The sequence below is a fragment of the Burkholderia semiarida genome (assembly GCF_029268935.1).
Taxonomy (GTDB): Bacteria; Pseudomonadota; Gammaproteobacteria; order Burkholderiales; family Burkholderiaceae; genus Burkholderia; species Burkholderia semiarida.
This window is the reverse complement of record NZ_JAHLCL010000005.1, coordinates 547,187-561,341: the sequence shown is the minus strand read 5'-3', so window position 1 is coordinate 561,341 and position 14,155 is coordinate 547,187. Positions and strand designations below refer to the sequence as shown.

Annotated in this window: 2 protein-coding genes; one reads left to right on the top strand and one right to left on the bottom strand. The window is 70.9% G+C overall.

The annotated features are described in order from the left end of the window. Nucleotides 1-12 precede the first annotated feature (12 nt). Complete coding sequence (locus KPB06_RS09285) at nucleotides 13-471, bottom strand: (2Fe-2S)-binding protein (protein ID WP_059577675.1); 459 nt, start codon at nucleotides 469-471, stop codon at nucleotides 13-15. Nucleotides 472-1,204: 733 nt separating this feature from the next. Between KPB06_RS09285 and KPB06_RS09280 the strand changes: the two genes are divergently transcribed. Continuing rightward, entirely contained in the window at nucleotides 1,205-13,918 is a 12,714-nt protein-coding gene (locus KPB06_RS09280) for an autotransporter-associated beta strand repeat-containing protein (protein ID WP_275905518.1), read from the top strand. The last annotated feature ends 237 nt before the right edge of the window (nucleotides 13,919-14,155 follow it).

The window sequence follows — 14,155 nt, the reverse complement described above, 5'->3', positions numbered from 1 at the left end:
CTCCCGGCAGGCTCAGGCAAGCGCGCCGGCCGCATCGTGAATCGCGGCGCGGATGCGCTGGTAGGTCGCGCAACGGCACAGGTTGCCGGCCATCGCGCGGTCGATGTCGGCATCGGTCGGCGCCTTGTTGCTCCGCAGCAGGCCGGCCGCACTCATCATCTGGCCGCTCTGGCAGTAGCCGCATTGCGCGACGTCGTGCCGGATCCACGCGTCGAGGACCGCCTTGCCGACCGCATCGTCGGCGAGATGTTCGGATGTCGTGATGCGCGCGCTGCCCACCGCCGACAGCGCCAGCGTGCAGCTTCGAGCGGGGCGGCCGTCGACGTGAACGGTGCAGGCGCCGCAGTCGCCGGTGCCGCATCCGAACTTGGTGCCGGTCAGCCCGAGATTGTCGCGCAGCACCCAGAGCACCGGTGTCGACGGATCGGCATCGATCTCGGCCGGCCGGTCGTTGATGTTCAACGTCACCATCGTGAAGTTCTCCCTTGGACACCTCGTTATCGTTCGAGAAACCAAACCGCTGCGCGGCGGATGTGAATTCATTAAAGCAGATTGGCGAATAAATCAGTGTCCCTGAAACTGGTTTTTTTCCTTTCTTAATAATTTCCCTGCTTCGGTTAAAGCGTGAAATTAACATCCATCATACGAATCGATGAATATTCGAGAAAGATTGTTGAGTTTTGACAAAAATATGTTTATCGCGTGGAAAACGTTTGCGGGTCGTGTCTATATTTGTCTCGAGATCACACCGGGAGGCTTATGGACCGGATATTGGGCGCCAGAAAACCTGTACGCGAATCATTCGCAATAGGGTTGATTCGGCGTCCGGTTATTCAGTGTTCGTTTACGACGACAGAAGGGGTTGATGGAAATGGAGCACAGCGCGTTCGTCGTTTGATCTGTACAGGTACAGATGCCATGCGTGCGGATTCACGAGTCAGCGTGTGCTTTACCTCCGTGAAGCAGGAGTCTCCAATAACTGAAAAAATTACCGGGCAGGGGTCAAAAGTAAAAGATGCCGATTAAATAATACTGGTTGATTAATTCCTGATTGTTTTTAATTCGGCCATCCGCATCGGACTGATGGCGGGGCGGCGTTTTTCCAAAAAACATCGAATGGCGTATTCCGGTATTTGCCTCCGGCATTTTGAATGCGTGGACGGAATACCCGCTGTCGTCGATTCTCTTATGGGAAGGTGTGATTATGCGTATGCGCATGGGATCGAACAAAAAGCGCGCGGAAGCACGTCCGAAGCTCCTCGTTCCGACCGGCGTGCTGGTCGCGCTGGTCGGCGCCGGGATCGTCCCCGTCGACGCGCTGGCGGCCTGCACCGGAACCACGACCGTCAGTTGCAGCGGAGCCAGCACGTCCTATTCGAACGGCGCGAACAATCTCAACCTGACCGTCGAGCCCGGCGCGACCGTCTCCGTGGTGCCGTTGATCGGCGGCACCGCGCTGTCGCTGACGGGCAGCGGCGTCACGCTGACCAACAACGGCAGAATCGACCCCGCATTGTCCGGCTTGAGCCTCGTGTCGAACGGCACGGTGGTCGGCAATATCGCGTCGGCGAGCACGGTCAACGTCACGAACGCCAGCTCGGGCGTGATGATGGGCTCGACGAGCTCGCTGCTCAACGGCCCGGCGTTGACGGTGTACAACGGCATCGGCGGTACGACGAACATCACGAATGCCGGCACGATCGGCACGACCGGCCTGCTGGGCTTCAGCGCGGGGCCCACCGCGCAGGTCGTCACCACGTCGGGCGGAGCGCAGGCCAACTTCACCAACGCGAGCGGCGGCACGATCAACGGTTCGGTGGTGCTCGCGCCCAGCGGGACGGCGGGCGCCGGCAACACGTTCACCAACGCCGGCACCGTGACGGGCAACGTGTCGCTCGGCGCGTCCGCCGGCACGTCGAACACGTTCAATGCGCTGACCGGATCGTCGGTCGGGCTGGGCGTCGATGCCGGGCTGGGCGGCAACAATACGCTGAACCTGCAACTGAACACCGCGACCGGGAGCCCCGCGAGCGGCGCCATCGCGGTCGATACGTACGGCAATTTCACGCATCTCGCGGTTCAGGGCGGCACGTGGAACATCACCGGCGCGTCGAGTGCGGCCGACGCGTCGCTGGCCGGCGGCACCGCGATCATCAACAACAGCGCGGGGCTGGGCGTGGGGACGATCGTCGCCGGCGGCGGCACGCTGGAGGCCGGCGCGGCCGGCCTCAACCTCCTCAACGACGTGACGCTCGGCGCGGGCTTGACGGTGGACGGCGCGACCGGGCTCGCGCTGTCGGGTACGATCGCCGGCGGCGGCGCGCTGAACGCGAGCGGCACCGGCACGCTCGCGCTGAACGGCGCCAATTCGTTCACGGGAGGAACGAATCTGACGGGCGGCGGCGGGCTCGTCGTCGGCACCGGCACGGCGCTCGGCACGGGCGCGCTGAACGTGAGCGGCGCGGGCGGCACGCTCGGCACCAGCGTCGGCGGCACGTTGCTCGGCAATGCGGTGAATATCGATACCGGCGTGACGCTGGGCCTGACCGGTTCGGCCAACCTCGGCCTCGGCGGCACGATCGCCGGCAACGGCAGTCTCGCGCAAAGTGGCACGGGGACGACGACGCTGCTCGGCGTGAACACGTTTTCGGGCGGCACGGCGCTGAGCGGTGGCGGACTGATCGCCGGCAATGGCGCGGCGCTCGGCAGCGGCGCGCTGCATGTGACGGGGGCGGGCGGCGCGCTGGCGACGAATGTCGGCGGCACGCTGCTCGGCAATGCAGTCAATCTCGATGCAGGCGCCACGCTTGGCCTGAACGGCGCGGCCGATCTGAGCCTCGGCGGTGCGATCGGCGGGAACGGCGGCCTCGCGCAAAGCGGCACGGGCGTGACGACGCTGCTCGGCGTGAACACGTTTACGGGCGGCACGGCGCTGAGCGGCGGCGGGTTGATCGCCGGCAATGGCGCGGCGCTCGGCACGGGGGCATTGAACGTGTCCGGCGCGGGCGGCACGCTCGCGACGAGCGTCGGCGGCACGCTGCTCGGCAATGCAGTCAACCTCGGCGCGGGCGCGACGCTCGGCCTGAACGGCGCAGCCGATCTGAGCCTGGGCGGCGCGATCGGCGGGAACGGCAGCCTGGCGCAAACCGGCGCCGGCACCACGACGCTGCTCGGCGCGAACACGTTTTCAGGCGGCACGGCGCTGAGCGGCGGCGGATTGATCGCCGGCAACGGCGCGGCATTGGGCACGGGCGCACTGAACGTGGTCGGCACGGGCGGCACGCTCGCGACGAACGTCGGCGGCACCGTGCTGGGCAATGCAGTCAACCTCGGCGCGGGCGCGACGCTCGGCCTGAACGGCGCAGCCGATCTCGGCCTGAGCGGCGCGATCTCGGGCGCGGGCGGCCTGGCGCTCGGCGGTACCGGCGCGACGACGCTGTCCGGCGCGAACACGTTCACGGGCGGCGCGAGCCTGACGGGCGGCGGCAGCCTGATCGTCGGCGGCGGCACGGCGCTCGGCGTAGGCGGCGCGTTGAACGTGAGCGGCCTCGGCGGTTCGCTGAGCGCGGATCTGGCCGCCGGCGCGGCGCTTGCGAACGGCATCAACCTGAACGGCGCATCGTTGACGCTGAACGGTGCGAACGACCTCGGCCTGAGCGGCGCGATCGGCGGCACCGGCGGCCTCGTGCTGAGCGGCACGGGCACGACGACGCTGTCGGGCGCGAACACCTTCGGCGGCGGCACGACCCTGAGCGCCGGCACGCTGCTCGCCGGCAGCAATACGGCGCTGGGCGCCGGCGCGCTGAACGTCACGGGCACGGGTGGCGCGTTGGGCGCGAGCGTGAGCGGCACCACATTGGGCAACGCGGTCAACCTCGGCACGGGCGCGACGCTCGCGTTGACCGGCGCGAACGATCTCGGCCTGAGCGGCACGATCGCCGGTAACGGCGGTCTCGCACACATCGGCTCGGGCATCACGACGCTGCTCGGCGCGAACACGTTCACGGGCGGCACGACGCTGAGCGGCGGCGGCATCCTTGCCGGCAACGGCAGCGCACTCGGCACGGGCGCGCTGAACGTGACGGGCGCGGGCGGCTCGCTCGGTACGACCGTCGGCGGCACGGTGCTCGGCAACGCGATTCAGCTCGGCGCGGGTGCGGCGCTGACGGTTGGCGGTGCGAACGATCTCGGGCTGAGCGGGATCATTTCCGGTACCGGCGGCCTGTCCGTGAACGGACCGGGCACGACGACACTCACCGCGGCCGAGACGTTCACTGGCGGCACCACGATCGGCGGCGGCACGCTGGCGATCGGCGCGGGTGGCAGTCTCGCCGCGTCGAGCCCCGTGAACCTGACGGGTGCGAGCGCGCAGTTCAGCATCGCCGGCGCGACCACGCCGCAGTCGATCGGCACGCTGTCGGGCGTCGCGGGTTCGGCGATCGATCTCGGCGCGAACAACCTGACGCTGGCCGGCAGCGGCAGCGGCGTCTTCGCCGGCAACATCGGCGGGGCGGGCGGGCTGACGCTTTCCGGCACCGGCTCGCAGGCGCTCACCGGCAACAACACGTATGCGGGCGGCACGGCGCTGACGGGCGGCAGCCTGCTCGTCGGCAGCGGCGCGGCGCTCGGCCTCGGCGCACTCGATGTCGACGGTTCGGCTTCGCTCGGCGCGAGCGTGCCGGGCGTGACGATCGGCAACGCGATCAATCTCGGTACCGGCGTCACACTGGGGCTGAACGGTGCGAACGATCTCGGCCTGAGCGGCACGATCGCCGGCAACGGCAGCCTTGCGCAAACCGGCTCGGGCACGACGACGCTCGGCGGCACGAACACGTACACGGGCGGCACGACGTTGAGCGCCGGCGGGCTGATCGCCGGCAACGGCAGCGCGCTCGGCACCGGTGCGCTGAACGTGAGCGGCGCGGGCGGGACGCTCGCGACGAACGTCGCCGGCACCGTGCTGGGCAATGCGGTGAACCTCGGCGCTGGCGCGGCGCTGGGGCTGAACGGCGCGGCCGACCTGAGCCTCGGCGGCGTGCTGTCGGGCGCCGGCAGTCTTGCGCAAACCGGCACCGGCACGACGACGCTGCTTGGTGCGAACACCTTCACGGGCGGCACGACGCTGAGCGGCGGCGGGCTCATCGCGGGCAACGGCAGCGCACTCGGCACCGGCGCGCTGAACGTGACGGGCGCGGGCGGCACGCTCGGCACGAGCGCGGGCGGCACCGTGCTCGGCAATGCGGTGAATCTGGGCGCGGGCGCGACGCTGACGGTTGGCGGTGCGAACAATCTGGGCCTCGGCGGCGCGATCTCGGGCGGCGGCAATCTGTCGGTGAACGGCCCGTCGATCACGACGCTGACCGGCGCCGGCACGTACACCGGCAACACGACGATCGGCAACGGCAGCACGCTGGCGGTCGGTGCGGGCGGCAGCCTGTCGGGCGCCAGCCTGTTCGATCTGGCCGGCACGGGGGCGACGCTCGACCTGAGCGCGGCCACGTCGCCGCAGACGACGGGCGGGCTGGTCGGCACGGCCGGCGCGGCGGTGAATCTCGGCGGCAATACGCTGACGCTCGGCGGCGCCGGTAACGGCACGTTCGGCGGCACGATCGGCGGTGCGGGCGGGCTGACGCTGTCCGGCACCGGCACGGAGACGCTGACCGGCGCGAACACTTACACGGGCGGCACGACGATCAACGGCGGCACGCTGGCGATCGGCGCGGGCGGCAGCCTCGCGGCAGGCGGCGCAGTGAATCTGGGCGGAGCCGGTGCAACGTTCGACCTGAGCGGTGCAGCGCTGCCGCAGACGATCGGCGCGCTGTCGGGCGTGGCCGGTTCGACGGTGAATCTCGGCGGCAACGGCCTGACGCTCGGCGGCGCCGGCAGCGGCACGTTCGGCGGCACGCTCGCGGGCGCGGGCGGCAGCCTGACGCTGGCGGGCACGGGCACCGAAACGCTGACCGGGGCCAACACGTATACGGGCGGCACGAACCTGACCGGCGGCGGCACGCTGGTCGCCGGCAGCGGAGCGGCGCTCGGTACCGGCGCGTTGAACGTCGCCGGCGCGGGCGGCACGCTGGCCGCGAGCGTTGCCGGCACGACGCTGAACAACGCAGTGACTCTCGGCACGGGCTCGGCGCTGACGCTCGGCGGCACGAACGATCTGGGCCTCGGCGGCATCATCGCAGGCGGCGGCAGCCTCGCGCAAACCGGCAGCGGAACGACCGCGCTCACCGGCGCGAACACCTACACGGGCGGCACGACGCTGAGCGCCGGCGGCCTGTCGGTCGGCGACAACCTGGCGCTCGGCACGGGCGCACTCAGCGTCACCGGCAGCGGCGGCACACTCAACGCGAGCACGGCGAACCTGCTGCTGGCGAACGCCGTCGATCTGGGCGCCGGCTCTGCGCTGAATCTCGGCGGCGCGTTCGACTTCGGCTTGAGCGGCATGATTTCCGGCGCAGGCGGCGTGGTGCAGTCCGGCTCGGGCACGACCACGCTCGGCGGCGCGAACACCTATGGCGGCGGGACGACGTTGAGCAGCGGCGGGCTGAGCGTCGGCAGCAATACGGCGCTCGGTTCCGGCGCATTGAACGTGACCGGCAACGGCACGCTGAACGCGAGCGTGAGCGGCACGACGCTCGGCAACGCGGTCACGCTCGGCGCGGGCGCGACGCTCGGGCTGAACGGCGCGAACGATCTCGGGCTGAGCGGCACGATTTCCGGCAGCGGCGGCCTCGCGCAGACCGGCGCGGGCACCACGACGCTCACCGGCACGAACACCTATGACGGCGGCACCACGTTGAGCGGCGGCGGGCTCATCGCCGGCAACGGCAGCGCGCTCGGCACGGGCGCGCTGAACGTCACCGGCGCGGGCGGCTCGCTCGGCACGAACACGGCAGGCACGACGCTCGGCAATGCGGTGAATCTCGGCGCGGGATCGACGCTGACCGTTGGCGGTGCGAACGATCTCGGGCTGGGCGGCGGGATCTCGGGCAGCGGCGGCCTGTCGGTCAGCGGCCCGTCGACGACCACGCTCACGGGCGTGAACACCTATACCGGCAACACGACGATCGGCGGCGGCAGCACGCTGGCGGTCGGTGCGGGCGGCAGCCTGTCGTCGGGCAGCGCGCTCGATCTCGCCGGCACGGGCGCGACGCTCGACATCAGCGCGGCGACCACGCCGCAAACGAGCGGCATGCTGTCCGGCGTAACGGGCACGAACGTGAACCTCGGCGGCAACACGCTGACGCTGGCCGGCACCGGCAACGGCACCTATGCGGGCACGATCGGCGGCACCGGCGGGCTGACGATGTCGGGCGCCGGCACCGAAACGCTGACCGGCACCAACACGTACACCGGCGCGACGACGATCAACAGCGGCACGCTGGCGATCGGCGCGGGCGGCAGCCTGTCGGCGAGCAGCCCGGTGAACCTGGCCGGTGCGGGTGCGACCTTCGACGTCAGCGGTGCGACCACGCCGCAGACGACGGGCACGCTGTCGGGCGTGGCGGGTTCGACCGTGAACCTCGGCGGCAACAACCTGACGCTCGGCGGCACGGGCAACGGCACGTACGGCGGCACGATCGCCGGCGCGGGCGGCAGCCTCACGCTGTCGGGCAGCGGCACCGAAACGCTGACCGGCAACAACACGTACACGGGCGGCACGAACCTGACCGGCGGCGGCACGCTGATCGCGGGCGGCGGTTCGGCGCTCGGAACGGGCGCGCTGAACACGAGCGGCGCGGGCGGCACGCTCGGCACGAGCGTCGCAGGCACGACGCTGACCAATGCGATCAATCTCGGTTCGGGCTCGACGCTGACGGTCGGCGGGGCGAACAACCTCGGGCTCGGCGGTGCGATCGGCGGCAGCGGCAATCTCGCCGTGACTGGTCCGTCGACGACGACGCTCACCGGCGCCGGCACGTACACCGGCAACACGACGATCGGCGGCGGCAGCACGCTCGCGGTCGGCGCGGGCGGCAACCTGTCGTCGGGCAGCGCGATCGATCTCGCCGGCGCGGGCTCGACGCTGGACGTGAGCGCGGCCACGTCGCCGCAGACGACCGGTACGCTGTCCGGCGCAGCGGGTTCGGCGGTGAATCTCGGCGGCAATACGCTGACGCTCGGCGGTTCGGGCAACGGTACGTTCGGCGGAACGGTCGGTGGCACGGGCGGGTTGACGCTGTCGGGCACCGGCACCGAAACGCTGACCGGCAACAACACGTACACGGGCGCGACGACGATCAACAGCGGCACGCTCGCGATCGGCGCGGGCGGCAGCCTGTCGGGCAGCAGCCCGGTGAACCTGGCCGGTGCGGGCGCGACGTTCGACGTGAGCGGCGCGACCACGCCGCAGACGACGGGCTCGCTGTCGGGCGTGGCCGGCTCGACGGTGAACCTTGGCGGCAACAACCTGACGCTCGGCGGCACGGGCAACGGCACGTACGGCGGCACGATCGCCGGCGCGGGCGGCAGCCTCACGCTGTCGGGCAGCGGCACCGAAACGCTGACCGGCAACAACACGTACACGGGCGGCACGACTCTCGCCGGCGGCGGCACGCTGATCGCGGGCAGCGGTTCCGCGCTCGGCACGGGGGCGCTCAACACGAGCGGCGCAGGCGGTACGCTGGCCGCGAGCACGCCCGGGACGACGCTTGCCAACGCGGTGAATCTCGGCAGCGGCTCGACGCTGACGGTGGGCGGCGCGAACGATCTCGGCCTCGGCGGCGCGATCGGCGGCAGCGGCAACCTCGCGGTGAATGGTCCGTCGACGACGACGCTGTCGGGCGCGAACACCTACACCGGCAGCACGACGATCGGCGGCGGCAGCACACTCGCGGTCGGCGCGGGCGGCAGCCTGTCGGCTGGCAGTGCGATCGACCTCGCCGGCACCGGCGCCACGCTCGACCTGAGCGCCGCCACTTCGGCGCAGACGACCGGCGCGTTGTCGGGCGGCACGGGCACGAACGTCAACCTGGGCGGTAACACGCTGACGCTCGGCGGCGCAGGCAGCGGCACCTATGCGGGCGTGATCGGCGGCACGGGCGGCCTGACGTTGTCGGGCACCGGCACCGAAACGCTGACCGGCACCAACACGTACACGGGCGCGACGACGATCAACAGCGGCACGCTCGCGATCGGCGGCAACGGCAGCCTGTCGTCGAGCAGCCCGGTCAGCCTGACGACGGCCGGCGCGACGCTCGACCTGAGCGGCGCCGCGTCGCCGCAATCGACGGGCGCGATCTCGGGCGTGGCGGGTTCGACCGTGAACCTGGGCAACAACAACCTGACGCTCGGCGGGTCGGCCAGCGGCACGTACGCGGGCAACATCGCCGGCACGGGCGGCGTGACGATGTCGGGCACCGGCACGGAGACGTTGACGGGCAGCAATACGTACACGGGCGCCACCACGATCAACAGCGGCACGCTGGCGATCGGCGCGGGCGGCAGCCTGTCGGGAACGACACCCGTGAGCCTGACGGGTGCGGGCGCAACCTTCGACCTGAGCGGCGCGACGACGCCGCAGACGACGGGCACGCTGTCGGGCGTGGCCGGCTCGACGGTGAATCTCGGCGGCAACAGCCTGACGCTCGGCGGCACGGGCAGCGGCACGTATGACGGCACGATCGCCGGTGCAGGCGGCAGCCTGACGCTGGCTGGCACGGGCACCGAAACGTTGAATGGCGCCAACACGTACACGGGTGGCACAAGCCTGACCGGTGGCGGCACGTTGATCGCGGGCAACGGCTCGGCGCTCGGCACGGGTACGCTGAACACGAGCGGCGCGGGCGGCACGCTCGGCACCAGCGTGGCCGGCACGACGCTGACCAACGCGGTGAACCTTGGCGCGGGGTCGACGCTGACTATTGGCGGTGCGAACGACCTGGGCCTGGGCGGCGCGATTTCCGGCAGCGGCAACCTCGCGGTGAATGGTCCGTCGACGACGACGCTTACTGGCGCCAACGCGTACACCGGCAACACGACGATCGGCAACGGCAGCACGCTGGCGGTCGGCGCGGGCGGCAGCCTGTCGGGCGGCAGCGCGGTCGATCTGGCCGGTGCGGGCGCGACGCTCGATCTGAGCGCGGCCACGACGCCGCAGGCGACGGGTGCGTTGTCGGGCGTGTCGGGTTCGACCGTGAACCTCGGCGGCAATGCGCTGACGCTCGGCGGTTCCGGCAGCGGCACGTACGGCGGCACGATCGCGGGCGCGGGCAGCCTCACGCTGGCGGGCACGGGCACCGAAACGCTGACCGGCACGAACACGTACACGGGCGGCACGAGTCTGACCGGCGGCGGCACGCTGCTGGCCGGCAACGGCTCGGCGCTCGGCACCGGTGCGGTGACGACGAGTGGCGCGGGCGGCTCGCTGGGCACGAGCGTGGCCGGCACGACGCTGACCAACGCGATCGATCTCGGCGCGGGTTCGACGCTGACGGTCGGCGGCGCGAACAACCTCGGCCTTGGCGGCGCGATCTCGGGCAGCGGCAATCTCGCGGTGAACGGCCCGTCGACGACGACGCTCACCGGCGCCGGCACGTACACCGGCAACACGACGATCGGCAACGGCAGCACGCTGGCCGTCGGCGCGGGCGGCAGCCTGTCGGCGGGCAGCGCGCTCGATCTCGCGGGCACGGGGGCCACGCTGGACCTGAGTGCCGCGACGACGCCGCAGACGACGGGTGCGCTGTCGGGTGTGTCGGGTTCGACCGTGAATCTGGGCAGCAACACGCTGACGCTGGCCGGTTCCGGTAACGGCACGTATGGCGGCACCGTGGCCGGCACGGGCGGTTTGACGCTGTCGGGCAGCGGCACGCAAACGCTGACGGGCACCAACACGTACACCGGGGCGACGACAATCAACAGCGGCACGCTCGCGATCGGCGCGGGCGGCAGTCTGTCCGGCAGCAGCCCGCTGACGCTGACCGGTGCGGGCGCAACGTTCGACGTCAGCGGTGCGACCACGCCGCAAACGACGACCGCGCTGTCGGGCGTCGCGGGTTCGACGGTGAACCTCGGCGGCAACAACCTGACGCTCGGCGGGGCGGGCAGCGGCACGTTCGGCGGCACGATCGCCGGCGCGGGCGGCAGCCTCACGTTGTCGGGTACGGGCAGCGAAACGCTCACGGGCGCCAACACCTACACGGGCGGCACGAACCTGACGGGTGGCGGCACGCTGATCGCGGGCAGCAACACGGCGCTCGGCACGGGCGCGCTGAACACCGGCGGCGCGGGCGGCACGCTGGCCGCCGGCACGCCGGGCACGACGCTGACCAATGCGGTGAACCTCGGGACGGGGTCGACGCTGACGGTGGGCGGCACCCATAGCCTCGGCCTGAGCGGCCCGATCTCCGGCAGCGGCACGCTCGCGCTCGGCGGCCCCGCGACGACGACGCTTTCCGGCGCCAACACCTACACCGGCGGCACCAGCGTCACGGGCGGCGGCACGCTGGTGGCCGGAACGTCGACCGCACTCGGCAGCGGCACGCTGACTGTGGGCGGCAACGGCGGCACGCTCGGGACCAGCGTGCCCGGCACGACGCTCGCCAATGCCGTGAATCTCGGCACGGGTTCGACGCTGACGGTGGGCGGCGCGAACAACCTCGGCCTGAGCGGGCCGATTTCGGGCGGCGGCAACCTGGCGGTGAGCGGCCCGTCGACGACGACCCTCAGCGGCGCGAACGCGTACACGGGCGGCACGACGATCGGCAACGGCAGCACGCTCGCGGTCGGCGGCAGCGGCAGCCTGTCGGCCGGCAGCGCGCTGACGCTGGCCGGCAACGGCGCGACGCTCGACGTCGGCGCGGCCACGACGCCGCAGACGACGAGCGCGCTGTCGGGCGCGGCAGGTTCGACCGTGAATCTCGGTGGCAATACGCTGACCGTGGCGGGTCCGACGGGTGGCACCTTCGGCGGCACGATCGCGGGCACCGGCGGCTTCGCGGTGCAGGGCGGCGGCACGCAGACGCTGACCGGCGCGAACACGTACACCGGCGGCACGACGATCGGCAGCGGCAGCGCGCTCGCGCTCGCCGGCGCAGGCAGTCTCGCGCCGACGAGCCCGGTGATTCTCGCGGGCAGCGGTGCGACGCTGAACCTGGCGGCTGCGGCCGCGCCGCAGGCGATCGGCACGTTGTCGGGTACGACCGGCTCGAACGTGAATCTCGGCAGCACACCGCTGACGGTCAACACCGCCGGCACCAGCACGTTCGCCGGCACGCTGTCGGGTACCGGCCCGCTGACGCTGGCCGGCACGGGCGCGCAGGTGCTGAGCGGCACGAACACGCTGTCGGGGCCGACCGCCGTGACGGGCGGCACGCTCGCCGTCACCGGTTCGCTGGCCAACTCGCCGGTGACGGTCGGCAACGGCGCGACCGTCACCGGGACGGGCACGATCGGCGGCCTGGTCGTATCGGGCGGCGGCACCGCATCGGTCCTCCAGCTCGGGCAGCCGCTGAAGGTCGCGGGCAACGCGACCTTCCAGCCCGGCTCGACGCTGCAGGTCGGCGCCACGCCGCAACAGAGCGGCGGCCTCGACGTGACCGGCTCCGCCGCGCTCAACGGTGGGTCGGTACAGGTCGTCGCGGCGACCGGGCAATACCAGCCGGGCAAGCTCTACACCATCGTGAATGCCGGCGCGGGCGTGCAAGGGCAGTTCAGCGCGGTGAACTCGACGTATGCGTTCCTCACGCCGACGCTCACGTACAACCCGGCGCAGGTGCTGATGTCGCTGGCGCCGAACGGCACGCCGTTCTCGTCGGTCGCGACGACGCCCGACGGGCAAGCGGTGGCGGGCGCGGTCGGCACGCTCGGCGCCGGCAACCCGCTGTTCGATACGGTGCTGACGTCGGATGCGCCGACCGCGAACCGCGCGTTCACGCAACTGGCCGGCGATCTGTATCCGAGTACGCGAAGCGTGCTGCTGTCGGATAGCCGCTACGTGCGCGACGCGGTGCTCGATCGTGCACGGCTCGGTTCGCAGCCGGGCGGGGCGCTCTGCGGATGCGAGGCGCCGGTGTCGGCGGACGATCACGCGGCGGCGCTCGACCGGCGCATGGCCGCGGAGAACGGCTGCACGCCGGCCAAGTCGTACAAGCCCGCGGTGTGGGGCCGACTGTACGGCTCGCATAGCCGGTTCGACGGCGACGGCGTCGCTTCGATCGATCGCAACCTGTACGGCTTCATCGTCGGTACGGATGCGGAAGTCAGCAGCCACTGGCGCGTCGGTATCGCGGGCGGCGCGTCGCGCAGCCAGCTCAATACCGACCAGAACGAGTCGGCGAAGGTCAACGGCGGGACGATCGCGCTGTACGCCAGCGGCCGATACGACGCGTGGAACGTGCGCGGCGGCGTGTCGCAGTCGTGGTACCGCGTGCATAGCGCGCGCAATCCGTCGTTCGGCAGCTTCGCCGATCACGATACCGCGAGCTACGACGCGAGCGCGACGCAGGTGTTCACCGAGATCGGCTACTCGACGGCGATTCGCAACGTCGCGCTCGAACCGTTCGTCGGGCTCGCGTATGCGAGCCTGCACACCGGCGGCTTCAAGGAGAACGGCGGCGCGGCGGCGCTGCAGGGCGATTCCGACACGACGGGCCTCGGCTTCTCGACGCTCGGCGTGCGGGCGTCGACGGACGTCGCGGTCACGACGAAGGGCAAGATCACGACCTTCGGCACGATTGGCTGGCGGCATGCGTTCGGCAACACGCAGCCGGGTTCGACGCTGTCGTTCGCGAGCGGCGGCGCACCGTTCAGCGTGGTCGGCGTGCCGATCGCGCGCGATGCGGCCGTGCTCGAGGTCGGTGTCGATGCGGCCGTGACGAAGAACCTGTCGATCGGCCTGTCGTATAGCGGCCAGCTCGGCGGCAACATCAGCGATCACGCGCTGTACGGCAATCTGCTGTGGAAGTTCTAAAGGGAGGGCGGCGGCCGCTTGCGATGAAGTCGTCGTGAGCGGCCGATCGTTTGTCGATGGTTCGATGAGGGTGGGTTTTCAGATTCGCATTACAGAAGTTTCGTGATGCGAATCACTTTTCAAGAAGTACGTCACGTGGTGTCTGGTATCCCGTTGTATCAGCCTGTTTTAACTTGTTTCAACGCCTTGCCGTATCGGGCAATCCGCGAACGATTCGCGCCGCCTTCGGGCGACGGG